The sequence below is a fragment of the Devosia sp. genome (assembly GCF_039927955.1).
GTDB lineage: Bacteria > Pseudomonadota > Alphaproteobacteria > Rhizobiales > Devosiaceae > Devosia.
The window spans coordinates 38,906-64,830 of the sequence record NZ_JBDSUA010000004.1; the positions used below are offsets into that span (position 1 = coordinate 38,906).

Annotated in this window: 25 protein-coding genes; 18 read left to right on the forward strand and 7 right to left on the reverse strand. The window is 62.1% G+C overall.

The annotated features are described in order from the left end of the window. The first annotated feature begins 17 nt into the window (after nt 1–17). The 4 genes from plsY (at nt 18) to topA (ending at nt 5,138) form a co-directional block, all read left to right on the forward strand. Complete coding sequence (plsY, locus tag ABIT12_RS01380; protein ID WP_348041798.1) at nt 18–647, forward strand: glycerol-3-phosphate 1-O-acyltransferase PlsY; 630 nt, start codon at nt 18–20, stop codon at nt 645–647. Beyond that, entirely contained in the window at nt 648–1,775 is a 1,128-nt protein-coding gene (dprA, locus tag ABIT12_RS01385; RefSeq protein WP_348041653.1) for a DNA-processing protein DprA, read from the forward strand. A gap of 94 nt (nt 1,776–1,869) precedes the next feature. Further along, nucleotides 1,870–2,235: a hypothetical protein gene (locus ABIT12_RS01390; RefSeq protein WP_348041655.1), complete on the forward strand. Its 366-nt coding sequence runs from the start codon at nt 1,870–1,872 to the stop codon at nt 2,233–2,235. A gap of 242 nt (nt 2,236–2,477) precedes the next feature. Next, a complete protein-coding gene (gene topA / locus ABIT12_RS01395) occupies nt 2,478–5,138 on the forward strand; it encodes a type I DNA topoisomerase (RefSeq protein WP_348041657.1) in 2,661 nt (886 codons plus the stop codon). A 68-nt stretch (nt 5,139–5,206) separates the two neighbouring features. On the opposite strand, the gene ABIT12_RS01400 is transcribed toward topA, so the two are convergent. Further along, nucleotides 5,207–6,253, reverse strand: a complete 1,047-nt coding sequence (locus ABIT12_RS01400; protein ID WP_348041659.1) for a dipeptidase — start codon at nt 6,251–6,253, stop codon at nt 5,207–5,209. Between the two features lie 159 nt (nt 6,254–6,412). Between ABIT12_RS01400 and rnr the strand changes: the two genes are divergently transcribed. The 4 genes from rnr to rpmG all read left to right on the forward strand — a co-directional run bounded on the left by rnr (nt 6,413) and on the right by rpmG (nt 9,948). Then, complete coding sequence (rnr, locus tag ABIT12_RS01405; RefSeq protein ID WP_348041661.1) at nt 6,413–8,734, forward strand: ribonuclease R; 2,322 nt, start codon at nt 6,413–6,415, stop codon at nt 8,732–8,734. Nucleotides 8,735–8,738: 4 nt separating this feature from the next. Further along, nucleotides 8,739–9,134 carry a DUF983 domain-containing protein gene (locus tag ABIT12_RS01410; protein WP_348041799.1) on the forward strand — a complete coding sequence of 132 codons (396 nt, stop codon included), beginning with the start codon at nt 8,739–8,741 and terminating at the stop codon, nt 9,132–9,134. After that, the gene (locus tag ABIT12_RS01415; RefSeq protein ID WP_348041663.1) at nt 9,134–9,691 is read left to right on the forward strand and encodes a DNA-3-methyladenine glycosylase; all 558 of its coding nucleotides are present in this window, start codon (nt 9,134–9,136) and stop codon (nt 9,689–9,691) included. Before ABIT12_RS01410 ends, ABIT12_RS01415 begins: the two co-directional genes overlap by 1 nt. An 89-nt stretch (nt 9,692–9,780) precedes the next feature. Further along, nucleotides 9,781–9,948 (forward strand): 50S ribosomal protein L33, encoded by a 168-nt coding sequence (gene rpmG / locus ABIT12_RS01420; protein ID WP_299723999.1) that lies wholly within the window; start codon nt 9,781–9,783, stop codon nt 9,946–9,948. A 485-nt stretch (nt 9,949–10,433) separates the two neighbouring features. Here rpmG and ABIT12_RS01425 read toward each other — a convergent pair whose 3' ends face one another. Both ABIT12_RS01425 and ABIT12_RS01430 read right to left on the reverse strand, forming a co-directional pair. Next, nucleotides 10,434–11,804, reverse strand: coding sequence for a PleD family two-component system response regulator (locus ABIT12_RS01425; RefSeq protein WP_348041665.1), 1,371 nt, complete (start codon nt 11,802–11,804; stop codon nt 10,434–10,436). A gap of 92 nt (nt 11,805–11,896) precedes the next feature. Then, the gene (locus tag ABIT12_RS01430; RefSeq protein ID WP_348041667.1) at nt 11,897–12,268 is read right to left on the reverse strand and encodes a response regulator; all 372 of its coding nucleotides are present in this window, start codon (nt 12,266–12,268) and stop codon (nt 11,897–11,899) included. Between the two features lie 98 nt (nt 12,269–12,366). Here ABIT12_RS01430 and ABIT12_RS01435 point away from each other — a divergent pair, with 98 nt between their 5' ends. The 7 genes from ABIT12_RS01435 (at nt 12,367) to ABIT12_RS01465 (ending at nt 18,440) form a co-directional block, all read left to right on the forward strand. Continuing rightward, nucleotides 12,367–12,645 carry a DUF3572 family protein gene (locus tag ABIT12_RS01435; RefSeq protein ID WP_348041669.1) on the forward strand — a complete coding sequence of 93 codons (279 nt, stop codon included), beginning with the start codon at nt 12,367–12,369 and terminating at the stop codon, nt 12,643–12,645. A 3-nt stretch (nt 12,646–12,648) separates the two neighbouring features. Next, nucleotides 12,649–13,977 (forward strand): DNA polymerase IV, encoded by a 1,329-nt coding sequence (locus tag ABIT12_RS01440; protein ID WP_348041671.1) that lies wholly within the window; start codon nt 12,649–12,651, stop codon nt 13,975–13,977. After that, entirely contained in the window at nt 13,974–14,432 is a 459-nt protein-coding gene (locus tag ABIT12_RS01445; RefSeq protein WP_348041673.1) for a RidA family protein, read from the forward strand. Before ABIT12_RS01440 ends, ABIT12_RS01445 begins: the two co-directional genes overlap by 4 nt. An 82-nt stretch (nt 14,433–14,514) precedes the next feature. After that, nucleotides 14,515–15,264 (forward strand): glycerophosphodiester phosphodiesterase family protein, encoded by a 750-nt coding sequence (locus ABIT12_RS01450; RefSeq protein WP_348041675.1) that lies wholly within the window; start codon nt 14,515–14,517, stop codon nt 15,262–15,264. Then, nucleotides 15,264–16,052 (forward strand): endo alpha-1,4 polygalactosaminidase, encoded by a 789-nt coding sequence (locus ABIT12_RS01455; RefSeq protein WP_348041677.1) that lies wholly within the window; start codon nt 15,264–15,266, stop codon nt 16,050–16,052. Before ABIT12_RS01450 ends, ABIT12_RS01455 begins: the two co-directional genes overlap by 1 nt. Nucleotides 16,053–16,067: 15 nt before the next feature. Beyond that, nucleotides 16,068–17,252, forward strand: a complete 1,185-nt coding sequence (locus tag ABIT12_RS01460; RefSeq protein ID WP_348041679.1) for a GNAT family N-acetyltransferase — start codon at nt 16,068–16,070, stop codon at nt 17,250–17,252. A gap of 63 nt (nt 17,253–17,315) precedes the next feature. Beyond that, nucleotides 17,316–18,440 carry a hypothetical protein gene (locus tag ABIT12_RS01465; RefSeq protein ID WP_348041681.1) on the forward strand — a complete coding sequence of 375 codons (1,125 nt, stop codon included), beginning with the start codon at nt 17,316–17,318 and terminating at the stop codon, nt 18,438–18,440. On the opposite strand, the gene ABIT12_RS01470 is transcribed toward ABIT12_RS01465, so the two are convergent. Then, entirely contained in the window at nt 18,441–19,451 is a 1,011-nt protein-coding gene (locus tag ABIT12_RS01470) for a zinc-dependent alcohol dehydrogenase family protein (protein WP_348041683.1), read from the reverse strand. A gap of 121 nt (nt 19,452–19,572) precedes the next feature. On the opposite strand from ABIT12_RS01470, the gene ABIT12_RS01475 reads away from it, so the two are divergent. Next, nucleotides 19,573–19,992: an HIT domain-containing protein gene (locus tag ABIT12_RS01475; RefSeq protein ID WP_348041685.1), complete on the forward strand. Its 420-nt coding sequence runs from the start codon at nt 19,573–19,575 to the stop codon at nt 19,990–19,992. Beyond that, on the forward strand, nt 19,989–20,633 hold the full coding sequence (locus ABIT12_RS01480; RefSeq protein WP_348041687.1) for a DUF1275 family protein: 645 nt from the start codon (nt 19,989–19,991) through the stop codon (nt 20,631–20,633). Before ABIT12_RS01475 ends, ABIT12_RS01480 begins: the two co-directional genes overlap by 4 nt. On the opposite strand, the gene ABIT12_RS01485 is transcribed toward ABIT12_RS01480, so the two are convergent. The 3 genes from ABIT12_RS01485 to clpS all read right to left on the reverse strand — a co-directional run bounded on the left by ABIT12_RS01485 (nt 20,630) and on the right by clpS (nt 23,907). Continuing rightward, nucleotides 20,630–21,019 (reverse strand): DoxX family protein, encoded by a 390-nt coding sequence (locus tag ABIT12_RS01485; RefSeq protein ID WP_348041689.1) that lies wholly within the window; start codon nt 21,017–21,019, stop codon nt 20,630–20,632. The genes ABIT12_RS01480 and ABIT12_RS01485 overlap by 4 nt on opposite strands. A gap of 197 nt (nt 21,020–21,216) precedes the next feature. Beyond that, nucleotides 21,217–23,571 (reverse strand): ATP-dependent Clp protease ATP-binding subunit ClpA, encoded by a 2,355-nt coding sequence (clpA, locus tag ABIT12_RS01490; protein WP_348041691.1) that lies wholly within the window; start codon nt 23,569–23,571, stop codon nt 21,217–21,219. Nucleotides 23,572–23,580: 9 nt separating this feature from the next. Next, nucleotides 23,581–23,907 carry an ATP-dependent Clp protease adapter ClpS gene (clpS, locus tag ABIT12_RS01495; RefSeq protein WP_407065571.1) on the reverse strand — a complete coding sequence of 109 codons (327 nt, stop codon included), beginning with the start codon at nt 23,905–23,907 and terminating at the stop codon, nt 23,581–23,583. A gap of 409 nt (nt 23,908–24,316) precedes the next feature. On the opposite strand from clpS, the gene ABIT12_RS01500 reads away from it, so the two are divergent. Beyond that, nucleotides 24,317–25,903 carry a serine hydrolase gene (locus tag ABIT12_RS01500; RefSeq protein WP_348041693.1) on the forward strand — a complete coding sequence of 529 codons (1,587 nt, stop codon included), beginning with the start codon at nt 24,317–24,319 and terminating at the stop codon, nt 25,901–25,903. The last annotated feature ends 22 nt before the right edge of the window (nt 25,904–25,925 follow it).

The window sequence follows — 25,925 nt, forward strand, 5'->3', positions numbered from 1 at the left end:
TGCTCGGCGGCGCCACCTTGACCGGATATATCGCCACCGTGCTGCTGAGCTATCTGCTCGGCTCCATCCCCTTCGGCTTGATCCTGACCCGCGCTGCTGGCCTCGGTGATATTCGCGCCATCGGCTCGGGCAATATCGGCGCCACCAACGTGTTGCGCACCGGCAATCGCGGTCTCGCAGCGGCCACGCTGCTGCTCGACGCCGGCAAGGGCGCAGCGGCGGTATTGTTGACCCGGTTCGTGCTGCTGGCCGATCCTTCCTCGGTCGCCGCGCCCGGCAGTGCGCAGGTGCTTTATGTCGCCGCTCTCGCCGCTTTCCTGGGCCATTGCTTCCCCGCGTGGCTCAATTTCAAGGGCGGCAAGGGCGTCGCCGTTTTTATCGGCGTGCTGTTGGCGCTGTCCTGGCCAGTCGGCCTGATCTTTTGCGCCGTCTGGTTGTTCATCGCCTTCGCGCAGCGCATGTCGTCGCTTGCTGCGCTCACGGCGGCTGCCACCGCGCCGCTGTTCGCCTATGTGGTCGATAGCGTCAACCTGGCCGGCACGACCGCCGTTCTAGCGCTGCTGCTGTTCTTTCAACACCGCGCCAATCTGGGTCGCCTGCTCAAGGGCACCGAACCCAGGATCGGTTCCGAAAAGCAGGCAAAGTGATTGCCGGCGCGGTTCGGTGAAACATCGCTGACGCGTCCGCAGAAAATCGCCTGGCTGCGCCTGTTGCGCACCGAAAATGTCGGGCCGGTCACCTTTCGCCAATTGCTCAATCGCTTCGGCTCGGCCGATGCAGCGCTCGAGGCCCTGCCCGGCCTGACCAGGCGCACCGGCGCCAATCCGCGGATTACCACCAGGACCGAAGCCGAAGACGAACTTGCGGGCCTCGAAAAGTACGGCGCCCGGCTCGTCGCCACCGGCGAACCGGATTATCCGGATCTGCTCAACCATATCCCGGCCTCACCGCCATTGCTGACCATTGCCGGCGGCGAAAATCTCGATTGGAACCGCACCGTCGGCATCGTCGGCGCCCGCAATGCCTCTTCAGCCGGGGTCAAGATGACCCGCACCCTGGCGCTGGACCTGGGCGAAAAGGGCTACACCGTCGTCTCCGGCCTGGCGCGCGGCATCGATACCGCCGCCCATCGCGCCAGCCTCACCACCGGCACCATCGCGGTGCTGGCGGGTGGCTTCGACAAAATCTATCCCGATGAAAACATCCCGCTTGCCCATGAGATTCTCGACAATGGCGGTGCGCTGATCACCGAAATGCCACTCGGTTGGGAGCCGCGCGCCCGCGATTTTCCGCGCCGCAACCGGCTGGTTTCCGGCCTGTCGCTGGGCATTGTCGTGGTTGAAGCCGCCAGGCGCTCCGGCTCGCTGATCACCGCGCGGCTGGCGCTGGAACAAAACCGCGATGTGTTTGCCGTCCCCGGTTCGCCGCTCGATCCGCGTGCCGAAGGCGGCAACGCGCTGATCCAGCAGGGCGCCAGGCTGATCACCTGCGCCGATGACATCATCGAAACCCTCAGCGTCGCCGATCCATCCCGCTCAGCCTTGTTCGACACCGACTGGGAGCCGGACTTCGCTCCCGACGAATCGCTTCCGCCCTCGGGCGACGATCGCGCCAACCTGCTCAGTGCCCTGAGTACTACGCCCGTCGAAGTCGACGAGATCGTCAAGCAGTCCGGCCTGCCCGCCGGCACCATCCAGATGCTGCTGCTCGAACTCGATCTGGCCGGGCGTATCGAGTGGTCCAGCGGCCAGTTGGTCGCCCTGCGCCACAGTTGAACAACCCATCTGGAAAATCCCCGCGACCTGGCTAAACTACACGAGTCCGTGATCACTTGCCGGAGGGGCAAGCGCGGCCAGTCTGAGGGGGCAAATGCCAAAAATTTCACATCTGTTTTTTAGAACCGCCGTGGTCTTTCTGATTGTCGGCATAGCCATTGGCTTGCATATGTCGATCACGCAGAACCACGACGTTATCGGCGCGCATGCGCACATCAATCTGCTCGGCTGGGTCACCAGCGCCATCTTCGGCGGCTATTACGCGCTCAATCCGGCCAAGGCCGGTCGGCCTCTGGCGACCATTCATTACTATGTGTACACCCTGGGCGTGGCCGTCATGGCGGTGTCGCTGTATCTGCTGCTCAAGGGCAATGTCGCGCTTGAGCCGGTTGTCGCAGCCAGTTCGCTGGTCACCTTTGCCGGCGTCATCATTTTCGCCTGGACCGTGTTCACAAAATAGCTTCGGGGCGCTGCGGCAATACCGCAGCGCCATCTCGATCAAGGTCCGACATGTAAACGGACGGCGGCGCAGAAACTGCGCTACACTATTTCTGCAAGCTACCGATGACGCAGGCAAGGCGCCTCCCCTAAAGGGGAGTGCTCGACCGTGGACCAAAACCCGATTTCCGCCCCGTTGACACTGCCCCAGTCCTTCACCATGTTGCGCCACCTTGAAGAGTAGCGTTGCGGATTGGGTTCGGTATGAAGGTCGTCATCGTTGAAAGTCCGGCTAAAGCCAAGACAATCAACAAATATCTGGGATCGGGCTATGAGGTTCTGGCCTCGTTCGGCCACGTCCGCGATCTGCCGGCCAAGGATGGTTCTGTCCGTCCCGACGAAGATTTCGCCATGTCCTGGGAGGTCGACACCGCCTCGCGCAAGCGTCTCGCCGACATCGCCACTGCGCTCAAGGGCGCCGATGAACTGATCCTGGCGACTGACCCGGATCGCGAAGGCGAAGCTATTTCCTGGCACGTGCTCGATGTGCTGCGTCAGAAAAAGGCGATCAAGAAGGACCTGCCGGTCCGCCGGGTGCTGTTCAACGCCATCACCAAGGACGCCATCACCGAGGCGATGAAGATTCCGCGCGAAATCGACCAGCCGCTGGTCGATGCCTACCTGGCCCGCCGCGCCCTCGACTACCTTGTCGGGTTTACGCTCTCCCCGATTCTCTGGCGCAAACTGCCCGGCTCCCGTTCGGCTGGCCGCGTCCAGTCTGTTGCCCTGCGCATCGTCTGCGACCGTGAAAACGAGATCGAACGCTTCAAGCCCGAAGAATACTGGTCGGTCGCCGCCAAGCTCAGCCAGAAGGGCAAGACCTTCGAGGCGCGGCTCTATTCCGCCGATGGCAAGAAGACCGACAAGCTCGGCGTCCGCAACGGCGAGGAAGCCGCAGCGCTCAAGGCCGCCATCGCCAAGGGCAATTTCGTCGTCTCCAGCGTCGACAAGAAGCCCACCAAGCGCAATCCCTACGCCCCCTTCACCACCTCGTCGCTGCAGCAGGACGCCTCATCGCGTCTCGGCCTCAGCCCATCGCGCACCATGCAGATCGCCCAGCGCCTGTATGAAGACGGCCTGATCACCTATATGCGAACCGACGCCGTGCAGATGGCTCCCGAAGGCATCGCCATGGCTCGCTCGGCCATCGCCAAGTTCCACGGCAATGACTACCTGCCGGAAAAAGCGCGCATCTATCAAACCAAGGCCAAGAACGCCCAGGAGGCGCACGAAGCCATCCGTCCCACCGATATGTTCAAGCATCCCGACCAGTTGCGTCTCGAACCCGAACAGGCAAAACTTTACGGCCTGATCTGGCGCCGCACCGTTGCCAGCCAGATGAAGTCCGCCGAAATCGACCGCACCACCGTCGATATCGACGTCAACGCTCCCGGCCGCGCCATCGAACTGCGCGCCGTAGGCTCGGTCGTGACATTCCCCGGGTTCCTCGCCCTCTACGGCGTCGAAGCCAAGGAAGACCGCGACGACGCCAGCGATGACGAACTGGACAGCCGCGAACTGCCGGCCCTCAACATTGGCGACCAGCCGGACCTGAAATCGGTCGATATCGACCAGCATTTCACCCAGCCACCGCCGCGCTTCTCCGAAGCCAGCCTGATCAAGAAGATGGAAGAACTCGGCATCGGCCGTCCTTCCACCTATGCCGCAACGCTGACCACGCTCAAGGACCGCGATTACGTCAAGCTCGAAGGCAAGGCGCTGCACCCCGAAGATCGCGGCCGCATCGTGACTGCCTTCCTCGAGAGCTTCTTCAACCGCTATGTCGAATATGGCTTCACCGCCAATCTCGAAGAACAGCTCGACAAGATTTCCGCTGGCGAACTCGACTACAAGGTCGTGCTGCGCGAGTTCTGGACCGAGTTCTCGCGCCACACCTTCGAAATCAAGGACCTGCGCGTCACCGAAGTGCTCGATGCGCTCAACGACCTGCTGCAGGACCATATCTTCCCGCCCAAAGCCGATGGCTCCGATCGCCGCCTCTGCCCCACCTGCGGCACCGGCCAGCTCTCGCTCAAGCTGGGCAAGTACGGCGCCTTCATCGGCTGCTCGAACTACCCCGAATGCAAGCACACCATGCAGCTTTCGGACGCCGCCACCGGCCAGTCATCCGAACAGGCCGCCGGCGATGGCATCCTCGGCACCGATCCGGAAAGCGGCGAAGAGGTCCACCTCAAGACTGGCCGCTTCGGCCCCTACGTCCAGCTCGGCGACGGCAAGGAGCCCAAGCGTTCCTCGCTCCCCAAGGGTTGGGAGCCGGCCGCGCTGACGCTCGACAACGCCATCAAGCTGCTCAGGCTGCCGCGCGAAGTCGGCCTGCATCCAGCCGATAGCCTGCCGATCTCGGCTGGCCTCGGCCGTTACGGCCCATTCATCCTGCACGATGGCAAATACGCCAACCTGCCAGACATCGAAGAGGTGTTCTCGGTCGGCCTCAATCGCGCCGTCGACCTGCTGGCCCAAAAAGCCGCCGGCGGCTTCAAGCGCGGCGGTGGCGCTGCTATCGCCGCCATCCAGACCTTTGCCGACGCACCAGGCGGCCCGATCACCGTGCGTGGCGGCAAATATGGTCCCTACGTCAATCAAGGCAAGATCAACGCCACCATCCCCAAGGACGTGGCGCCCGAAGCCGTGACCCAGGAACAGGCCGTAGAATGGATCGCCGCCCGCGCCGAAGCCACCGGCGCCAAGGTGAAAAAGGCTCCGGCCAAGAAAGCCGCTGCCAAGAAGCCAGCTGCCAAAACGGCAGTTAAAAAGCCGGCCTCAAAAACCACCGCAGCGAAAAAACCGGCAGCCAAAAAGGCTCCAGCAAAAAAAGCCGTCGCCGACGAAGACGTCCCCTTCTAGCCTGTACGTCGCCACCCCCACCGCGTTCCCTCGGGCTCGACCCGAGGGCCACTTTCAGCCCTGCGCGATCACCCCACCGTCCGTTCAAACACCGAAACCCAGTTCTCCAGCGCAATCTTGCGCACCAGCGCCTCACCATAGCCCTTGTCGAGCAAAGCCTGCAGCAGCTTGGGCACCCCGGTGACATCGGCAATCGCCGCCGGCACCATCGCTCCGTCGAAATCCGATCCCAGCCCGACGCCATCCTCGCCCAGCGCCCCCACCAGCGCATCGATGTGCCGCACCATCAGCTCGATCTCGGTATCGGCCCGCATCACCCCGTCCGGCCGCAAAAACCCGGTGGCAAAATTCAGCCCGACCATCCCTTTACTCTCGGCAATCGCCGCCAGCTGCCATGCGGTCAGATTGCGCGCGTGCGGACTGATCGCATGCACATTGGAGTGCGTCGCCACCAGCGGCTTGTCGCTGATCGCTGCCACGTCGCGGAACCCCGCGGCATTGAGATGCGACAGATCCAGCATCACGCCCATGCTATTGCACGCCCGCACCAGGTGCTTGCCGGCATCGCTCAGTCCGGGCCCGATATCGGGATCGACATTGTGACGAAACGGCACGCCGGTGCCGAAGGCATTGGCGCGGCTCCAGACGAGGCCGATGGAGCGGAGGCCTGCGGCATAAAGCACATCGAGCGACCGAAACTCCGTATCGATCGCCTCGGCACCCTCGATATGCAGGATTGCGGCCAACACGCCACTGGCGATTGACGCCCGCACCGCCGCTGCATCCCGGCAGATCGCCACGCCGCCGGCCTTTTCGATCCGCATCAGGATCGACGCCATCCCCAAAGTCACCGCCTGAGCGTCGGCCAGCGCCAGATCCGGCGGCAGTGGCGACGCCTGCCCGGCACCGGCGATCACCGAACTCAGATTACCCTTCAGTGGCGGTGGAAAAATTGCGAAAAATCCGCCAGCCATGCCGGCGCTTCTCGCGCGCGGCAAATCGATATGCGCCCCGCTCATCCCATCGATAAACAGGCGCTCCTGGTTCGGGCCCTGGGCCTCCAGCAGTTTGAGCAACGTATCGTTGTGGCCATCGAAGAAGGGAATAGGGGTCATCAGGCCTGCCTGGTGCGGGAATCGACAAAGCTGAACTATACACAAACCCAGGTGTCTGCCGCCCCACCCCCACCCTTGATCCCCTTGTGGGGAGGGATCGAGGGTTGGGGGTTCACCGCCGCAACCTCGATTCCACCAAAATTGGCGAATCCGCCCCGGATGCCCTATCTAGTCAACATGCCCGCTAAAAAACCGCTCAATCCCAAAACGCCCGTCAAATCCCGCAATACTTCCGGCCCGCGCCGCCCGCGCATTGCCAATGGCGGCGAATTGCCGACGCGCGAACAATTGCTCGAAGCCATGGCGACTCAGCCCGATATCAAGGGCAAGCGCGACCTGGCCAAGATTTTTGGCATCCGCGGCGATCAGCGCACTGCGTTCAAGACCATGCTGAAGGAGCTTGAGGGCGAGGGCATCATCACCCGCACCCGCAAGGCCCTGCGCCGCACCGCCACCCTGCCCGCCGTCACCGTGCTCGATATTCCCTCGGATGCCGATCCGGAAAACCTGCACGCCTTCCCTGCCCAGTGGAACGAGGAAGAAGGCGAACGCCCGCGCGTCACCATACTGCAGGGCAAGGACGCCCGCGTCGCCCCCGGCCCCGGTGATCGTATCCTCGCGCGCGTTGACCCCGGCGAAGGCGCCGTGCCGCATTATACCGGCCGGGCGATGAAAATCCTCGACAAGCCCCGGCGCGGCCAGATCGGCATTGTCCGCATGGACGACGATGGCGCCCGCCTGATCCCGGTGGATCGCAAGGGCAAGGAAATGCGCATCCCCCTTGGCGATCTGCTGGAAGCCAAGGATGGCGATCTGGTCGAAGTCGAGGTCAAGCTCTCCGGCCGCCTGATGATTCCGCGCGCCAAGGTCATCGGCGTCATCGGCAATCCGATGTCGGAAGGCGCGGTCAGCATGATCGCCATCCACAATCTGGAAATTCCGTATCGCTTCCCCGCTGCCGTCGAGCGCGAGGCCGAAGAGGCCAAGGACGCCACGCTCAAGGGCCGCGAAGACTGGCGCGACGTGCCCTTTGTCACCATCGATCCGGCCGATGCCAAGGACCATGACGACGCCGTCTATGCCGAACCGGACACTGATCCGGCCAATGAGCGCGGCTATATCGTCTATGTCGCCATCGCCGACGTGGCCGCCTATATCCGCCCCGGCACCGCGCTGGACCGCGAAGCCTACCTCCGCGGTAATTCGGTGTATTTCCCGGACCGGGTCGTGCCGATGTTGCCCGAGCGCATTTCCAATGATCTGTGTTCGCTCAAGGAAGGGGTTGCTCGCGCCTCGCTGGCGGTACGCATGGTCTTCGATGCCGGCGGCCACAAGAAATCCCACACCTTCCACCGTGTGCTGATCCGCTCCGCCGCCAAGCTTAGCTATCAACAGGCCCAGGCCGCCATCGATGGCATGGCCGACGACAAGACCGGCCCGCTGCTCGAACCGATCCTGAAGCCGCTGTGGAAGGCCTATGGCGCCATGGCCAAGGCCCGCGATCAGCGTGGCCCACTCGATCTGGACCTGCCCGAACGCAAGATCATCCTTGATGACAAGGGCATGGTCGCCCGCGTCCATATTCCCGAACGGCTCGATGCCCACCGGCTGATCGAAGAAATGATGATCGCCGCCAACGTCGCCGCCGCCGAAACGCTGGAGCAGAAGTCCACACCCCTGCTCTATCGCACCCATGATGCCCCCAGCAGCGAAAAGCTGATGGCGCTGCGAGAATTTCTTGGCTCGCTCGACATCTCAGTCAAGAAGTCCGACTCGGTGCGACCCAGCGATTTCAACGGCATTCTGGCGCAGGCCAAAAAGGCCGGAAACGCCCAGCAGGTCTCCGAAATGGTGCTGCGCTCGCAGGCGCAGGCCGAATATTCGGCTGAGAACTATGGCCATTTCGGCCTCAACCTGGACCGCTATGCCCACTTCACCTCGCCCATCCGCCGCTATGCCGATCTGATCGTACACCGCGCTCTGGTCAAGGCGCTTGGCTTTGGCGACGATGGCCTGAGCGACAACGAAGCGTTGAAACTGCCGGGCATCGCCCAGCACATCTCATCCACCGAACGCCGTGCCATGATCGCTGAGCGCGAAACCTCGGACCGGCTGCTGGCGCAGTTTCTCGCCAGCCAGATCGGCGCGCGCTTCGAAGGCCGCATTTCCGGCGTTACCCGTTCCGGCCTGTTCGTGCGGTTGCGCGAAACCGGTGCCGACGGTTTCATCCCGGCCTCCACTTTGGGCCAGGATTATTATCGCTATGTTGAGGAACAGCAGGCGATGATCGGGGACAAGACCGGCGAGAAGTTCGCGCTGGGCGACAATGTCCAGGTGCGGCTGCTTGAAGCGGCGCCCGTGGCTGGTGCGCTGCGGTTTGAACTGCTGTCCGAGGGCAGCCGCGTCAATCCGTCATCTTCAAGACGGGGCGGAAAGCGCCCACCTGTGTCCTACGGCCCGCGTGGCCGCAAAAAGAGGTGACGTGATGGGCGTAAAGGTGAAAACCCTTGAAGTTCGCGAAGTTGGCCAGGCGATGTGGCGCGGTGCGTCACTCAAATGCCCGCATTGCGGCAAGGGCCACATGTTCCGCGCCTATCTCAAGGTTGCCGACGAGTGCGACAATTGCGGCGAGGTGCTGTCGCATCACCGCGCTGATGACCTGCCACCCTACGTCGTCATCATGATCGTCGGTCACCTGCTGATCGGCCTGATGCTGCATCTGGAAATGGTCTGGCACGTCAACCCGCAGGTTTATCTCTACACGCTGGTGCCGCTGGCCGTCATCCTGCCGCTGGCCATGCTGCCGTCGGTCAAGGGCGCCATTGTCGGCCTGCAATGGGCCAACCGCATGTTCGGTTTCGATCCAGCCCATCGGGGCTGATGCTGGAACCAGCCTTCTTCGACCGCGACGTGCTCGAAGTCGCCCGCGACCTGATCGGGGTGACACTGCTGGTCGACGGCATTGGCGGCATCATTGTCGAAACCGAAGCCTATTCGAGCCTCGAACCCGCCTCGCATGCCTTCAAAGGCCCCACCACCCGCAATGCCTCGATGTTCGGCCCGGTCGGCCACGCCTACGTCTACCGCTCCCATGGCCTGCACTGGTGCTTCAACATGGTGTGCCGCCGTGGCGACGCGGTGCTGATCCGCGCCATCGAACCCACCTCGGGCGTCGGCACCATGCGCCTGCGGCGCAACCTCGAACCGATCCGCGCGCTCGCCAGCGGCCCCGGCAAGCTGGCCCAGGCGATGGGAATCGATAAATCCCACGATGGCCTGCGGCTCGATCAGGTGCCATTCAGCCTCACGCTCCCGTCGGCAGCCCATCCTTTCGTCACCAGCGCCCGCATTGGTATCACCAAGGCTGCCGAGCTTCCCTGGCGCTTCTGCCAGGTGGGCTCGCGCTTTCTCAGCAAGCCGGTTCCTGTTCAACTATGAGTTGACAATCGGCGCCAAATCCGTAGGTTGCGCCCAAATTCCAGCGCTGCGGATTTCGCCGCGCTTGTTGCTGTTTAGAGGATACCAAGATGGCCAAAGCCGCTTCCGTCAAGATCAAGCTCGTGTCGACGGCTGATACTGGCTTCTACTACGTCACCAAGAAGAACGCCCGCACCCAGACCGAAAAGCTTTCGTACAAGAAGTATGATCCGGTTGTGCGCAAGCACGTCGAATTCAAGGAAGCCAAGATCAAGTAATCTAGCGCCTTTCGAGTTCTGAGAATTTTATCCCCGCGTCCCTGACGCGGGGATTTTCTTTTGCTCGATCCAAAACGCTCGAGATTTTCGATGAATCATCCCCACCCTCGATGACATCGCGTGCTTGGCAGTGCTGGCGCAAACATCAGCCATCAAAACGCCAACGCCCGCACCGCGAAAGCGGAACGGGCGTTGGGGTGACGTAAGCACGGCAATGAGTGGCTGATCCGAAGTGGCATGTCGAAGAGGCCACTCTGTCCACTGCCGGATCAGCCGCCCTACGGACCCAGGCGTTGCGGCGGACCTGGGTAAAGCCGTAGGGAACTTTTGGACATCGGCCTGAGTATTTTCCGCTGTCCGTTGAAAAGACCCTACTCCGGCAGCCCGCAAACACAAGCAAATCCAGCCCTTTGCGGCGGCTAATCACTTGTTAAGTATAAGAAATAACCCTAACGCCGAGACGGCAATCTCGTGCGGTCATCTGCTTAGGCGGCGTCGAACACCACGCGGTTGCGGCCTTCGCGCTTGGCCCGATACAGCGCCACATCGGCCCGCTTCAGCAAGCTCTCCGGCGTATCGGACAGGCTCTCATTGAGCGTTACGCCCAGCGACACGGTCACGCCCAGTGCCTTGCCCGGTGCGATGTCGAACCCGTGATCGGCAACGGCCGCGCGCACACGTTCCGCCACGCTCTCCGCCTGGCGGAAATCGGTATCGGGCATCAACACCACAAATTCTTCGCCGCCAAACCGGCAGGCCAGATCCACGCCACGGATATTGCGTTTCACCCGCAGCGCGAATTCGCGCAGCACCGCATCGCCAACATCGTGCCCATGGGCATCATTGACCGATTTGAAATGGTCGATATCGAGCATCATCACCGCCATATCGCGATCCTGGCTCTGCGACTTGCCCAGCATCATCGCCAGATGCCGGTCGAAATAGCGCCGGTTATACAGCCCGGTCAGATCGTCGGTGACCGCCATGGCCATAGTGCTGTTGACGCTTTCGCGCAGTTCCATGGCATAGCGCTGCCGGCGAATCTGGGTCTTCACCCGCGCCGCCAACTCATTGCGCTCTACGGGACGGGAGATGAAATCGTTGACGCCGAGGTCAAGCGCTCGCACCACGCGCGGACGATCCGCCTCGTCCGCCATCAAGATGATCGGCAGCGTGCGAGTGTGCTCCAGTGTGCGAATTTGCGAACAGACCCGCAGCGGATCGAAATCTTCCAGCGCCATCGACACCAGCGCCAACTCGTAATGCGCACCAGTCACCTGGAACACCGCATCGGCCGGCTGGGTCAGCACATCCACCTTATGGGTCGTGCCCAGATAATTCTTGATGCGCTCGGCATGCCGCGCATCGGTATCCACGATCAGGATCGAGCCACCTTCGGCGCTGATCTTGTCCATGGCGCGAATGGCGTCTTCGATAGCGATCTGCTGGCCGGTGAGCGCACGAGCACGCAGTTCGTCGGTCAGCGCCTTCAGCCGCACCAGGCTCTTCACGCGGGCCATCAGCTGCACGTCATCGACAGGTTTGGTCAAGAAGTCGTCGGCACCGACTTCGAGCCCTTTGACCCGGTCCGAAGGCTGGTCGAGCGCCGTGATCATCAGCACGGGAATATGGTGCGTCTTGGAACTGGCCTTGAGCCGCTTGCAGACTTCGAAGCCGTCCATTTCCGGCATCATCACGTCAAGCAGCACGATATCGACGTCGGAGGTGTTGCAGATGTCGAGCGCCTGCTGGCCCGAGCTTGCCGTAACCACGTCGAAATATTCAGCGGTCAACCGCGCTTCGAGCAGCCGCACATTGGTCGGAATATCGTCAACGATCAAAACACGCGCTGTCACTATCGGCCTCGTCCACTATTGCGCAGAGATACACCAGCGACCCGTCCCAACGGGCAACCACATCAGCTCGCAAAACCGAAATCCGCTGACGCTCAGGCTGGCCCAATATATCGCGCAATGGTTTCCAAAAAGTGATGCACCGAGATCGGCTTGGAGATGTAACCCTCACAGCCGCCTTGCAAAATGCGCTCTTCGTCGCCCTTCATCGCAAACGCGGTGACGGCGATAACCGGAATATGGGCCACCTCGTCATCGTCCTTGAGCCATTTGGTCACCACCAGGCCCGAGACTTCGGGAAGCTGGATATCCATCAGGATCAAGTCGGGATGATGCGCCTTGGCCAGATCGAGTGCTTCCAGCCCGCTGCGGGTCTGAATCACCGAATAACCGCGCGATTCGAGCAGATCGTTGAAGAGCTTCATGTTCAGCTCATTGTCTTCAACGATCATGACGGTCTTGGGCATTGGTCCTCGCTTGCGCCGTCCTGGCGCTGCCGGCACTTCGCTTTGCCGACTGTTTCAGCTAGCATGCAATCCGTTACAAAACCTGAAATGAGAGCGGTTTGAAGACCCCCGACCGATCCGAATTGCAGCCCGCCTCACTGGCCGAATTGTGCATGGGCTACCTTGCCGAAAACCCTGCGGAACTGGTGAGTTTCATGGGCTACGCCGGCTATGATCCCGCTGCCTTGCGCGCCGCCATGGGCAGCACGCAGCTCAGCAACGGGCTCATCGACTACTTTGCCTCAAATGAAACGATTCTACTCGCTTTGTGCGCGAACGCGCAGCTCAAGCCCGAATCCTTCATGCGCGTCTGGCACAAGCTCAATCCCGCAGGCTGAACCATGGCAGCGCTGGGCTACCTCTGCCGGGACTGCATCGCCAGCGGCACCGCGGCCCATGCCCCTTCGCGTTGCCCGCAATGCGGCTCGCCCCGCATCATCAGTCATGCTGAACTGTTCACGCTCGATATCGCCCATATCGATTGCGACGCCTTCTACGCCTCGGTCGAAAAGCGCGATGATCCCACGCTGGCCGACAAGCCGCTGATCATCGGCGGCGGTGTGCGGGGGGTGGTTTCCACCTGTTGCTACATCGCCCGCCAAAGCGGCGTCCGTTCGGCCATGCCGATGTTCAAGGCCCGCGAACTCTGCCCCAATGCGGTGATCATCAAGCCGAACATGGCCAAATATGTCGGTGTCAGCCGGCAGATTCGCGCCCTGATGGATACGCTGACGCCTCTGGTTGAGCCGCTGTCGATCGATGAAGCGTTCCTCGATCTCTCCGGCACTCAGGCGCTGCACCGTGCCGCCCCTGCCGTCGTGCTGGCACGCCTCGCGAGGCGCATCGAGACCGAACTGGGCATCACCGTTTCGGTTGGCCTCAGCCACAACAAGTTCCTTGCCAAGATCGCCTCCGATCTCGACAAGCCACGTGGCTTTGCCATCATCGGCGCTGCGGAAACGCTCGGCTTTCTCGCGCCGCGCCCGATCAGCCTGATCTATGGCGTCGGCAAGGTCTTCACCGAAACCCTGCGCAAGGATGGCTTCACCACGATCGGCCAGTTGCAACAGCATCCACCCGAAGACCTGATGCGCCGCTATGGCGAAACCGGCGCCCGCCTCGCCCGCCTGTCGCGCGGCGAAGACGCGCGCTCGATTTCCAGCAACCGCGAAGAAAAATCCGTCTCCTCGGAAACCACCTTCAATACCGACATCAAGGACTTCGACCAGCTCTCGGTTGAATTGCTGCGGCTCTCCGAACGGCTGTCCGAACGGCTCAAGGCCAAGAACATTGTCGGCGACACGGTGACGCTAAAACTCAAATCCACCGATTTTCGCTTGCGCACCCGGGCGCGGCATTTGATGATCCCGACACAATTGGCCAATACGCTGTATGAGACAGGTCAGTATCTGCTGGCCCGCGAAATTGACGGCACGGCTTTTCGGCTGCTGGGAATCGGCGTTTCGGGTATCGATGCCGCCACCGGCGAGGATCCATCCGATCTGCTGGAGCCGGCGATTGCCCGCAAGGCGGCCGCCGAACGGGCCATGGACCGCGTCCGCACCCGCTTTGGGCGCGAGGCGGTGGTTCGCGGCAAACTCTACCGGCCCAAGCCCGAAGCGGCGAGGCCGGCCACACCTGATGACGAAACCGAAGGTAAGACACGATGACCAACCCGATCGAAAAGCTCCGCGAATATGGCTATGAACTGCCAGCGCCCAAGCCGCCGGTCGCCAGCTACGTGCCCGTCGTGCGCACCGGCAACCTGCTGTTCGTCTCCGGCCAGATTTCCAGCAATGAACAAGGCGTCGTTGCTGGCCTTTTGGGTGACAACATGAACGTGGTTCAGGGTGGCAATGCCGCCGAACTCGCCGTTCTCAACGTGCTGGCTCATGTCGTTTACAGCGCCGGCATCCCGCTCTCCGAGGTCAAGCGCATCGTCAAGCTGACCGTGCTGGTCGCCTCCACCCCCGAGTTTTTCGAGCAGCATCTGGTCGCCAATGGCGCCTCCAATCTGCTGGTCGGCATTCTGGGTGACAAGGGCAAACACGCCCGCGCGGCGTTCGGCGTCGCCGCCCTGCCCTTTGGCGCGGCCGTCGAGATTGAGGCTGTTTTCGAGGTCTAATGCTACCTCGGCGCTAACCATCGGTTACCGTTTCGTCACATTGCGCTGTCATTCAGTGCGCACAACAAACGAGGCCAATGCCATGACCGACGCCCTGTTCCCTCGTCCCATCGCGCACCGCGGCTTGCACAATCGCGCCGCTGGAATCATCGAAAACAGCGCCTCAGCCTTTGCCGGCGCCATCGCCGGCAACTACGCCATCGAGTGCGATCTGCAGATCACCAGCGACGGCGTACCGGTCGTCTTCCACGACGATGACATGCAGCGCCTGCTCGGCCGCGACGGCCTTGTAGCCGACATTTCCTCTTCTGAAATCAACACTTTACCCCTGCTCGGCAGCGCTGCTGGTGATCGTCCGCAACGCCTCACCGAGTTCCTGGCCCAAGTCGATGGCCGGGTGTTGCTGCAGATCGAACTCAAGCACCAGCGCGACGCCACCAACACCCAGTTCCTCGCCCGCGCCACCGCCGAGGCGCTGAAATCCTACACCGGCCCGGCGACCATCGAATCGTTCGATCCCAACCTGATCACCCAGATCCGCCAGTTCGGCTTCACTGGTCCGCGCGGCATCATCGCCTACGACTATGCCGATCCAGACGAGGACACCGGCCTCACCGAAGCTCAGCGCTACACCCTGCGCCATTTGCTGCACTGGCACGAAACCCAGTTCGATTTCATCTCCTGTGACAAGTCGGCGCTCAACCTGCCCGCAGTCAATTTCTGGCGCGCGCTCGGCAAGCCGATCACCGCCTGGACCATCCGCTCGGCCGAAGAGGCGCAAAGTGCGCTGGGTCAGGCCGACCAGATCGTCTTCGAGGGGTTTGCCGCTTGATGCGGCTTGGCTGGGCGGCGGCGCTGCTATTGTTGGTCGGTCCCGCGCTGGCGACAGATATCGCGCTACCGCCCGCAGGCGGCCAGTATGACCCCCAGCTCGCCGGCGCCTACGCGCCCTCTGCCGGAACCACCATCGTCAGCCGCGACCGCAGCAACCCGCCATTCAAGGGCGGCTACTCCATCTGCTATGTCAATGCCTTCCAGACCCAGCCGCAGGAAGCGGCCTGGTGGAAGGCCAATCATCCAGATTTGCTACTCAAACAACGCTCCGGAAACTGGCTGGAAGACACCAACTGGCCCGGGGAAATCCTGCTCGATACCAGCACTGCCACCAAGCGGGCCGCGCTCACCGCCATTGTTGGCGCCTGGATCGACCAATGCGCGCAGGATGGGTTCAGCGCCATCGAAGCCGACAATCTCGATACCTATTCCCGCTCGGATGGTGCGCTGACCATCGCCGAAAACCTCGCCTTTGCTGAATCGCTCATCGACCGGGCCCATGCGCTTGGTCTGGCCTTTGGCCAGAAGAACGGCGCGGAACTCGGCCAAAGGGGCCGCGACATCGGCTTTGATTTCGCCATCGTGGAATCGTGCCAGACTTACGATGAATGCGACGCCTATACCGGCCCATACGGCCGCCACGTGCTTGAAATCGAATACACCGACACGCCAGCTCCGGATTTCATCACCGCCTGCGCCATCCGCGGCAGGCAAATCTCTGTGATCAGGCGCGACCGCGGTCTTTCAATGCCGGGCAATGCGGCCTATTTCTACGAGCATTGCTGAACCGTCCGGAACGCTGTGACTTCCGCCAATACCCTCAGGGCCGTCATCCACACCGCGACCGCCGATATCCCGGCGGACGTCTGGAACAGTCTTGTCCCGTCCACCGCAGGAAAACCCGATAACCCGTTCCTTGACCACGCCTTCTTCCTGGCGCTGGAACAATCCGGCTGCGCCGACAAGCGCACCGGCTGGCAACCGCAGCACATCCTGCTGCAGGATGATACCGGCACGCCTTTGGGACTGATGCCAATGTTCCTGAAATCCCATTCGATGGGCGAATATGTCTTTGATCATGGCTGGGCCAACGCCTATCAACAGGCTGGCGGCAGCTATTATCCCAAGCTGCAATGCTCGGTGCCCTTTACCCCGGTGACCGCCCCAAAACTGCTGGTGCCCGGTGGGGATCTGGAAATCACCGCCGCCCTGCTCACCGCCGCCCAGGAACTCGCCCTGCAACGCAACGCCTCATCGGTCCACGCCACCTTCGTGCCCGAGGATCAGGCCAGGCTCATCGAAGCCACCGGCTGGCTGCAGCGCCTCGATACCCAGTTTCACTGGCACAACGACGGCTATGCAAGCTTTGACGACTTCCTCGAAACCCTTGCCTCGCGCAAGCGCAAGGCGATCCGCCGGGAACGCCGCGATGCGCTCGCCGATGGGTTGACGGTGCAATGGCTGACCGGCGCCGATCTGCGCGAACACCATTGGGATGCCTTCTACGAATTTTACGAAGACACCGGCGCCCGCAAATGGGGCCAGCCCTACCTCAATCGCAAATTCTTCTCGCTGCTCAACCAGACCATGGCCGACCGGATCGTGCTGATGCTGGCCTATGATGGCCCGACCCCGATAGCCGGCGCCATCAACTTCCTCGGCAAGGACCGGCTCTATGGTCGCAACTGGGGAGCGGTCCGCGAAGTGCCGTTCCTGCATTTCGAGCTGTGCTATTACCAGGCTATCGATTTCGCCATCGAACATAAGCTGGCCGTCGTCGAAGCAGGCGCGCAGGGCGAACACAAGCTGGCTCGTGGCTATGCCCCGTCCACCACCTATTCCAACCACTGGATCGCCCATGCTGGGCTACGCCGGGCCATCGCCGACTATCTGGAGCAGGAACGGGCATCTGTCGAACGGCAGCAGGAAATGCTCGACCAGTTCACTCCGTTCCGCAAAGGCGAGCGCACTGACGGCCATGAATAGCGCGGCCCTTTGTCCCGCCACGATCTGCGCCTATATTGACCGCTTCAATTTTGGGACCCGCGCATGACCCTCTGGGACATCCCCCTTTATGCCCTTGAGGCCTTCCTGGTCTTTGTGGTTTCGACACTGCTGTTCGACACTTTGCATTATGTCCTGCATCGCTGGGAGGGCTCGCGGTTCAAACTGCTGCGCACGCTTTCGTCGTGGCATTGGGTACACCACAAATTCCTTGGCCTCGATATGCAGATCAACCCGGCCTATGCCAGACAGAACATCTGGTTTCATATCGTCCCCGAGTTCCTGACCTCAATGGCCGGGACACTGGTGTTCCTGTTCATCTTCCCCTGGCCGCCGGTAGCGCTGGTCGTCGCCATCCGCATTTTCATGCTGGTCGGCACGCTCAGGGAGGAAGGGCTGGATTTCAACCACATGTCGATGGACCGCGTCGGTGGCCAGCAGGGCCTGCTCTGGGTCAACCAGCATTATCATGCGATGCACCACGTCTATCCGCATAATTTCTACTCGTCCTTCGTCAACATGTTCGATCTGATCTTTGGCACCACCTGCCAGATCGAAGGCCGCAAATTCGTGGTCACCGGCGCCAATGGCGCCTTTGGCTCGGCCATGGTCAAAAAGCTGACCAGACTCGGCGGCATCGTCGAAACCGCCAAGTCCGGCGTGGATTTCAAACCCGGCGACTATACCGCCATGGCCGAAAAACTGGCACGGGCCGACGTGCTGGTGCTGGCCCACGGCGCCAGGTTCGAGGACACCTGGAACGCCAACTACGTCACCTTTACCGAACTGATCGAGCTGTTCACCGACCTCGGCAAGACCCGGTTGGCGCCGCCCGAAGTCTGGGCGGTCGGCTCCGAGGTGGAATTTCATGGCGACATGGGCATGGACGAACTCAAGGACTACTCAACGTCAAAGCGCGCCTTCGCGGCCAGGGCGCGCGACTATTACCTCAGCCCGGCGCTGCTCTACCGCCATATCGTGCCGTCGTCCTTCACCTCGGCCATGGGCAAAGGCGCCATGAGCGCCGGCACCGCTGTCAATATCGCTCTATTCTTCATCCGGCGCGGCTTCACCTATGTGCCGGTCACCTTCACCGGCCTGGCCTTGCTCAACTTCTTCCGGTTCCGTTTCAAGAAGCCGGAGCCACCGGCGCTCAAGCCCGCCGAATAGCTAAGGCCGCACAATAATCTTGATCTCGCCTTGCGCCGGGGCGGTACCGACCACTGCCGCCACCTCCTCCAGCCCGATGGTGCGGGTAATCAGGCGATCAAGCTCCAGCACACCGCTGGCAACCATCGCCGCCGCCCGCCCATGGGTCAGCGGATTGAGCCAGGCGCTCTCGATCCGCAGTTCATTGACCAGCAGGTCAAACGGCACCACCGGCACCTCGACGCCGGCCGGCGTCACCCCGAACAGCACAAACGCCCCACCCCGCCGGGCCATCCGCAGGCCATCAACGAAGGTCTGGGGCACCCCAGCACATTCCAGCACCACGTCGACCCCACCGTCGCTCAGGCCCTGAACGCCGGCGACGCCATCAACGGCCACCGGGTCCACCACAGCGGTCGCGCCCATGGTCAGCGCCAGGTCCCGCCGCGCCTGCTGCCGCGTCACCAGAATAATCTGGCCTGCGCCGGCCAGCCGCGCCAATTGCACCATCAGCAGCCCGATCACGCCGCCGCCCAACACCGCGACGCTATGGCCCGGCCTAATCCGCGCCACATCCAGCCCATGCAGGCAGCAGGCCAATGGCTCGCAGAACGCGCCATGACGCGGATCGAGCCCCATGGGCAACACATGCGCCTGCCCCTGCGGCACCAGTACATACTCGGCAAAGCCGCCGTCACGGAACACGCCAATGGCGGTCAGCGTCTCGCACAGATTTGGCCGGCCATCGCGACAGGCCTTGCAGACACCGCAGGCAATATTGGGATCGGCAGTAATCCGCTCGCCACCGGCAAACCGCGTCACCCCCGCACCAACCCGCTCGACAATGCCGCAGAACTCATGCCCCAGCGTCACCGGCGCGCCGGTCGGATATTCGCCCCTGAACATGTGACGGTCCGACCCGCAAATCCCGGCCGCCTCAACCCGCACCAGCAACTCGCCCGGCCCCGGATCTGGCTTTGCCACCTCGCGCAGTGTCAAGCTGCCAATCGCTTCGAGCCGAACAGCGCGCATCCCATCCTCCAGTTTTGTTGAGTGTGGCCCATTTGGTAGTGATCGCCTAGTACGCTGGCACTTGCGCAAGCAGCGGGACAGCGCTTACCGCTGTTGCGTCATCGCCTCATCGGAAACTGCCATGGCTGCTTATGATTCCAGCAACATCTTCGCCAAAATCCTGCGCGGCGAGTTCTCCGCTCACAAGGTCTATGAGGACGAGACGGCACTGGTCATCATGGACGTGTTCCCACAATCGCGCGGGCATCTGCTGGTGATCCCCAAGGCGGCGTCACGCAACCTGCTCGATGCCGATTCAGCCGCGCTGGCCGCCGTCATGCCGCTTGTCCAGCGCGCCGCCAAAGCCGCGCTCAGCGCCACCGGCGCCGACGGCATTCGCCTCGCCCAGTTCAATGAAGCACCCGCCGGGCAGACAGTATTCCATCTGCATTTCCATGTGATCCCGGTTTACGAAGGCACTCCGCTCGCCAGCCATGGCGGCGGCAAGGCTGGCGACGTCGAACTCGCAGAACTTGCAGCGCTGATCGCCGCTCAACTGTGAACCCGGTCATCCGCCTTGCCATTGGCCTGTTGCTGACGATGTCGGCTGGCTTCACCGACGCCATCGGCTTTGTCGAACTGGGCGGCTATTTTACCTCGTTCATGAGCGGCAACAGCACCCAGCTGGCCTTCGGTCTGGCCAACCACCTTGCTGGCACTATCGCGCTACCGGCTTCTTTGGTGGGGTTCTTCTTTGCCGGCGGGTTTGTCGGCAGCCTGCTCAGCCTTCGTGCGGTATCATGGGCGGCCAGCACCACGCTGCTGTTTGTCTGCCTGCTGCTGGCCTTGGCCCTGCTGCTCGACAGTCTGGGTGTGCCCGCCCATTTCAGCCTGCTGTTTCTGGCCGCTTCGGCGGGCGCGCAGAACGCGGTGATCAGGCCATCGGGCAGCGCGCGGCTCGGCACCACCTATGTCACCGGCACCTTGTTCATGGCCAGCCAGGAACTGGCACAGGCCATTTACGGCAAGGCGCCAGCACGCCAATGGCTGTTGCACCTGCTGATCTGGCTGGCGCTGCTGCTCGGCGCCTTCATTGGCGCCACCATGCATCTCCGCTTTGGCACGATAGCGCTCCTGCTGCCTCTGGCGCTTTATCTGCTGCTGCTCGCCAGAGCGCTCCTGCGCCGGGGCAAACCCGACTAGCGGCGGAACGGCATCATCGCGCGCAGCGCCGGATCGCGCAGAAACAGCCCGCCCCACACCAGCAACCCGAGATAGAAACCGAACAGAATATGGCTGAACAGCGGGCTCCCGATCCGCAGATGTGTCGCCATCGCCCCGCCAAGATAACCAGTCAGCAAGATAGCGCCGAGCAATGACGTTTTCGGCCACGCATACAACGCGGTCGCGATCAACATGATCACCCCGAGCCCACGCGCCAGCGCCGGATCGCCGCTCCAGCCCAGTTCCGTCATTGTGTCGAGCACCACCTGCAACGGCACCAGTTTCATGCCGCCATCCATCACCAGAAACAGGATGGCAATCCCGCTCAGCACCCAGCCGGCCCAGTACATGCGTTTGTCGGTCATTCAGTCCTCCCCTTTGGATGAAAGTGAACGACGATTCTGCAATCCCGCCAAGATAAGAAAAAGGGGCGGGCACAAAGGCATCCCAACGCACCGTGTCATCCCCGCGAAGACCCGAATGACACCGTATGAGCAACGGCCACCGCGCAAAACAAAAAGGCCGGGATCACTCCCGGCCTTCAATCTCAATGTCGCAAAACCTAGCTCTTCTGCTCGGCTTTCGGCTCTTTCTTGGCCTTGGGGGCAGTGATTGCCTTGGGCTTGGCAGCGCGCGGTGGCACCGCGATCAGCTCCAGCTTGGCCTCGTCGCCCACGCCAACCAGCGCCACGGTCACCGTGCCGCCATTGACCAGTTCGCCGAACAGCACCTGATCGGCCAGGGGCTTCTTGACATATTCCTGGATCACGCGACCCAGCGGGCGAGCGCCCATGCGTTCGTCATAACCCTTTTCGGCCAACCAGTCGGCGGCTTCCGGGGTCAGGTTGATCGTCACGCCGCGTTCAGCCAGCTGGCCTTCAAGCTGCAGCACGAACTTTTCGACCACGCGCCGGACAACTTCGCGCGGCAGCGGTGCGAACGAGATGATCGCATCGAGCCGGTTGCGGAATTCCGGGCTGAACAGCCGGTTGATTGCTTCCTCATCGTCGCCCTGCTCGCGCTTGCGGCCAAACCCGATCGGGCTCTTCTGCAAGTCCATGGCGCCCGCGTTGGACGTCATGATCAGGATGACATTGCGGAAGTCCACCGACTTGCCGTTGTGATCGGTCAGCTTGCCGTGATCCATCACCTGCAACAGGATGTTGTAGAGATCGGGATGCGCCTTTTCGATTTCGTCGAGCAACACCACGCAATGCGGATGCTGGTCCACGCCGTCGGTGAGCAGGCCGCCCTGGTCGAACCCGACATAGCCCGGAGGCGCGCCGATCAACCGCGAAACGGTGTGGCGTTCCATATATTCGGACATGTCGAACCGCAGCAGTTCCACGCCGAGCGTGTCGGCGAGTTGCTTGGCCGCTTCGGTCTTGCCCACGCCGGTCGGGCCGGTGAACAGGTACGAGCCGATCGGCTTTTCCGGTTCGCGCAGGCCGGCCCGGGCCAGCTTGATCGCCGAACTGAGCGCCGTGATCGCCGCATCCTGGCCAAACACCACGGTCTTGAGATTGTTCTCAAGGCTCGACAGCATTTCCGCATCGGACTTGGACACCGATTTTGGCGGTATGCGCGCGATGGTGGCAATGGTCGCTTCAATGTCCTCGACATCGATGATGGCCTTGCGCTTGTCGGCGGTCAGCAGCATCTGGCTGGCCCCGGTCTCGTCGATCACGTCGATCGCCTTGTCCGGTAGCTTGCGGTCATTGATGTAGCGCGCCGACAGTTCCACCGCAGCCTTGAGGGCCTCATCGGTGAACTTGAGCTTGTGGAACGCTTCGTAATACGGCCGCAGGCCCTTGATGATCTCGATGGCATCGGGGATCGACGGTTCGTTGACGTCGATCTTCTGGAACCGACGCACCAGCGCCCGATCCTTTTCGAAGAACTGGCGATATTCCTTGTAGGTGGTCGACCCGATGCACCGGATCGCGCCCGAAGCCAGCGCGGGCTTGAGCAGGTTCGAAGCATCGAGGGCGCCGCCCGAAGTGGCGCCAGCACCGATCATGGTATGGATTTCATCGATGAACAGAATGGCGTTCGGGAGCTTTTCCAACTCCTTCATCACCGCCTTGAGGCGTTCTTCGAAATCGCCGCGATAGCGTGTCCCAGCCAGCAGCGAGCCGATATCGAGTGAGTAGATGATGGCTTCCTTGAGCACTTCAGGCACATCGCCCTCAGTAATCTTGCGGGCCAGACCTTCGGCGATCGCCGTCTTGCCGACGCCGGCATCACCTACATAGATCGGGTTATTCTTGGACCGACGGCACAAAACCTGGATGGTCCGGCGCAATTCACTGTCGCGGCCGATCAGCGGATCGATCTTGCCCAGCCGGGCCTTGGCGTTGAGATCGACGCAGAAATCGGCCAGCGCCGAACTCTTGGCGCCCTCGCGAGCACCACCTTCAGTGCTCGAGCCTTCGCCGCTTTCTTCCGCGCCACGCACCTTGCGGTCCTCATTGGGGCCGGATTTGGTGATGCCGTGGCTGATGAAGTTGATGGCATCGAGCCGGCTCATGTCCTGCTGTTCGAGGAAATAAGCTGCGTGGCTCTCGCGCTCGGCAAAGATCGCCACCAGCACGTTGGCGCCGGTGACTTCTTCGCGGCCGGAGGATTGAACATGGATCACCGCGCGCTGGATAACGCGCTGGAACGCCGCCGTCGGGCGCGCGTCCTGACCGTTGGCAACGATCAAGCTATCCAGTTCTTCATTGATGAAGTCTTCGAGGTCACCCTTGAGGGCGTCCACATCGACATCGCACCCGGCCAGCACCGCGATGGTATCGCGATCCTCTGTCAGGGCGAGCAGCAGATGCTCGAGCGTAGCAAACTCGTGCGCACGCTCACGGGCCAGGTTCATCGCCTGATGCAAGGCTTTCTCAAGTCCGCGTGAAAATGAGGGCATATGAGGTTCCTATTGTTTTTCCATCACGCATTGCAGCGGATGCTGGTTCTTGCGTGCAGTGTCCATGACGCGGGTGACCTTGGTTTCGGCCACTTCATATGGATAGACGCCGCATTCACCGACCCCCTTTTGGTGAACATGCATCATGATCTGGAATGCGTCGTCTCGGGACTTGTTGAAAACGTCCTGTAAAACCAGCACCACAAATTCTTGCGGCGTGTAGTCGTCGTTCAGCAGCAGCACCCGATAGAGGCTCGGACGCTTGGTCTTGGGTCGGACCTTGGTGGCCGTCCCGGATTCAAAACCGCTTTTGCCGTCGTCACCCTCTGGCCCCATCCACGTCATGGAGGCCAGTCGTGACAAAGCGGGCTGGGCCTCAAAAGCGCCAGCAGCGGGAGGAGTGGTGGTCATGGCTGTGTGCCGATCGGGAGGAAAACGAAGCAGCATGGTGAAGCCATTATGTAGGCAAAACTTCGCCGGTGTTAAGGGCCTATCATTCCCATATTTGTGAGCAGCCAAAATCCCCGTCCGCCGGGCGTTTCAGACCATCGCCAGCGGCCACGGCAAACAATTGGCCAACAGACCTGACTCAAATCTATCGCATTTTACGGAATGGTAACGGCACGCCGCTAAACTGGCCCTCATTGCAGATGGATCGAAAGCCGGGGGGCTGCTCCCGATCCGTCTTAGTAACCAGTTGTGTACGGACGCAGAAGCGTCCGAGAGTAATGAGTTGGAGTACCGGGTGGCTTCTCAGGCGCAATCCCCTTGGCGTGCCATTTTTGCACGCGCCCTCGTCGCTGCATTCGTATTCGCCGCAGCTGTCGCACCGGCCCACGCCATTGAAAACCTGCGCCGCGAAGCCGGCATTGTCGTCGACGCCAAATCCGGCAAGGTGATGTACGAGAATGCCGCCGATAGCCCGCGCTATCCGGCCTCCGTCACCAAGGTGATGACGCTTTACATCCTGTTTCAGGAACTGGCGGCCGGCAATCTCAAGCTCTCCACCAAGATGACCGTGTCGGCCCACGCCGCTGCTGCCTCGCCCACCAAGCTGGGCTTGCGCGCTGGCTCCACCATTTCGGTGGAAGATGCGATCAAGTCGATCGTCACAATTTCCGCCAATGACATGGCCCGCGTCATTGCCGAAAACATTTCCGGCAGCGAAGAAAAGTTCGCCCAGCGCATGACGGCAACCGCTCGCGCGCTTGGCATGCGTCACACCACCTACCGCAACGCTTCGGGCCTGCCCGATGGCGGCCAGCTCACGACCGTGCGGGACCAGGCCATCCTGGGCATCGCCGTTTATGAGCATTTCCCGAACTATTACGAATTCTTCCAGACCCGCAGCTTCTCCTACGGCCGCCGCACTTATGGCAACCATAACCGCGTGCTGGGCTATATGGGCGCCGTCGACGGCATCAAGACCGGCTATATCAATGCGGCGGGTTCGAACCTGCTGACCGCGGCGCGCAAGGACAATCGCCACATCGTAGTCGTCGCCTTCGGTTTCAACTCTGGTGGCGCCCGCGACCAGAAGGTGCGCGATCTGGTTGCCAAATATCTGCCCGCCGCCCGCAGCGGTGGCTATCTGCAGACCGCAATGATCCCGCAGCCGGGCCGTCAGGGTAACTCCAACGTGCAGGTCGCCGTCGCTCAAACCGCCGCGCCAACTGCCAATTCGGCAAACCGCTTCGTGGTGCCAATGCCGCTACCCGGTTTTCGCCTGGCCCAGCTTGTGGCCGCTAATGGCGCCCAGCCGGCCGGCGCACCAATGCAGTCCGAAGTGCGCGTAGCCAGCGTCGCTCCCGTTCCCGCACAGATGCCGGCCGACCTGGGCCTGCAGCCTGCGGTACAGGCAGCCAACGTGCTCGCCGCCCCGTCGCAGGCCCCGCGCCCCGCCAATCCGTCCGAAGATGTGATCGGCGCCTGGCTCAGCGACAACTACAAGCTCGGCGCTCCACCGGCCGCTCTTGGCCAGACCGCGCCATCGGCCCCACTGCTGCCGCCTGGCGCCGTGGGTGGCCAGCCCGTTGACCTGATGACCAGCGGCACCGTCCCTGCCGCCGCCCCCGGAGCCGCTCCAGTCGGCAACTGGGTCGTGCAGGTTGGCGCTGGCCAGTCCGAGGAAAGCGCCCGCGGCCTGCTCACCGAGGCGTCCAGCAAACTTGCTGGCCTCAATGACTATCGCGCCTCGGTCGAACGCTTTGAAAAGAACGGCCAGACCTTCTTCCGCGCCCGTTTCGTCGGCTTCGGCGGACGCGACGCGGCAACCGATACCTGCAACCAACTCAAGCAGCAGAACCTGAGCTGCCTGGCGATGCAGGGCTGAATTTGACTGCCAGTACAGGCTC

Coding starts and splice junctions, on each gene's coding strand:
- ABIT12_RS01390 (WP_348041655.1), top strand. CDS start 1,870: ATGCCAAAAATTTCACATCTGTTTTTTAGAACCGCCGTGGTCTTTCTG.
- topA (WP_348041657.1), top strand. CDS start 2,478: ATGAAGGTCGTCATCGTTGAAAGTCCGGCTAAAGCCAAGACAATCAAC.
- ABIT12_RS01400 (WP_348041659.1), bottom strand. CDS start 6,253: ATGACCCCTATTCCCTTCTTCGATGGCCACAACGATACGTTGCTCAAA.
- rnr (WP_348041661.1), top strand. CDS start 6,413: ATGCCCTATCTAGTCAACATGCCCGCTAAAAAACCGCTCAATCCCAAA.
- ABIT12_RS01410 (WP_348041799.1), top strand. CDS start 8,739: ATGGGCGTAAAGGTGAAAACCCTTGAAGTTCGCGAAGTTGGCCAGGCG.
- ABIT12_RS01415 (WP_348041663.1), top strand. CDS start 9,134: ATGCTGGAACCAGCCTTCTTCGACCGCGACGTGCTCGAAGTCGCCCGC.
- rpmG (WP_299723999.1), top strand. CDS start 9,781: ATGGCCAAAGCCGCTTCCGTCAAGATCAAGCTCGTGTCGACGGCTGAT.
- ABIT12_RS01430 (WP_348041667.1), bottom strand. CDS start 12,268: ATGCCCAAGACCGTCATGATCGTTGAAGACAATGAGCTGAACATGAAG.
- ABIT12_RS01440 (WP_348041671.1), top strand. CDS start 12,649: ATGGCAGCGCTGGGCTACCTCTGCCGGGACTGCATCGCCAGCGGCACC.
- ABIT12_RS01445 (WP_348041673.1), top strand. CDS start 13,974: ATGACCAACCCGATCGAAAAGCTCCGCGAATATGGCTATGAACTGCCA.
- ABIT12_RS01450 (WP_348041675.1), top strand. CDS start 14,515: ATGACCGACGCCCTGTTCCCTCGTCCCATCGCGCACCGCGGCTTGCAC.
- ABIT12_RS01455 (WP_348041677.1), top strand. CDS start 15,264: ATGCGGCTTGGCTGGGCGGCGGCGCTGCTATTGTTGGTCGGTCCCGCG.
- ABIT12_RS01465 (WP_348041681.1), top strand. CDS start 17,316: ATGACCCTCTGGGACATCCCCCTTTATGCCCTTGAGGCCTTCCTGGTC.
- ABIT12_RS01470 (WP_348041683.1), bottom strand. CDS start 19,451: ATGCGCGCTGTTCGGCTCGAAGCGATTGGCAGCTTGACACTGCGCGAG.
- ABIT12_RS01475 (WP_348041685.1), top strand. CDS start 19,573: ATGGCTGCTTATGATTCCAGCAACATCTTCGCCAAAATCCTGCGCGGC.
- ABIT12_RS01485 (WP_348041689.1), bottom strand. CDS start 21,019: ATGACCGACAAACGCATGTACTGGGCCGGCTGGGTGCTGAGCGGGATT.
- clpA (WP_348041691.1), bottom strand. CDS start 23,571: ATGCCCTCATTTTCACGCGGACTTGAGAAAGCCTTGCATCAGGCGATG.
- clpS (WP_407065571.1), bottom strand. CDS start 23,907: ATGGGGCCAGAGGGTGACGACGGCAAAAGCGGTTTTGAATCCGGGACG.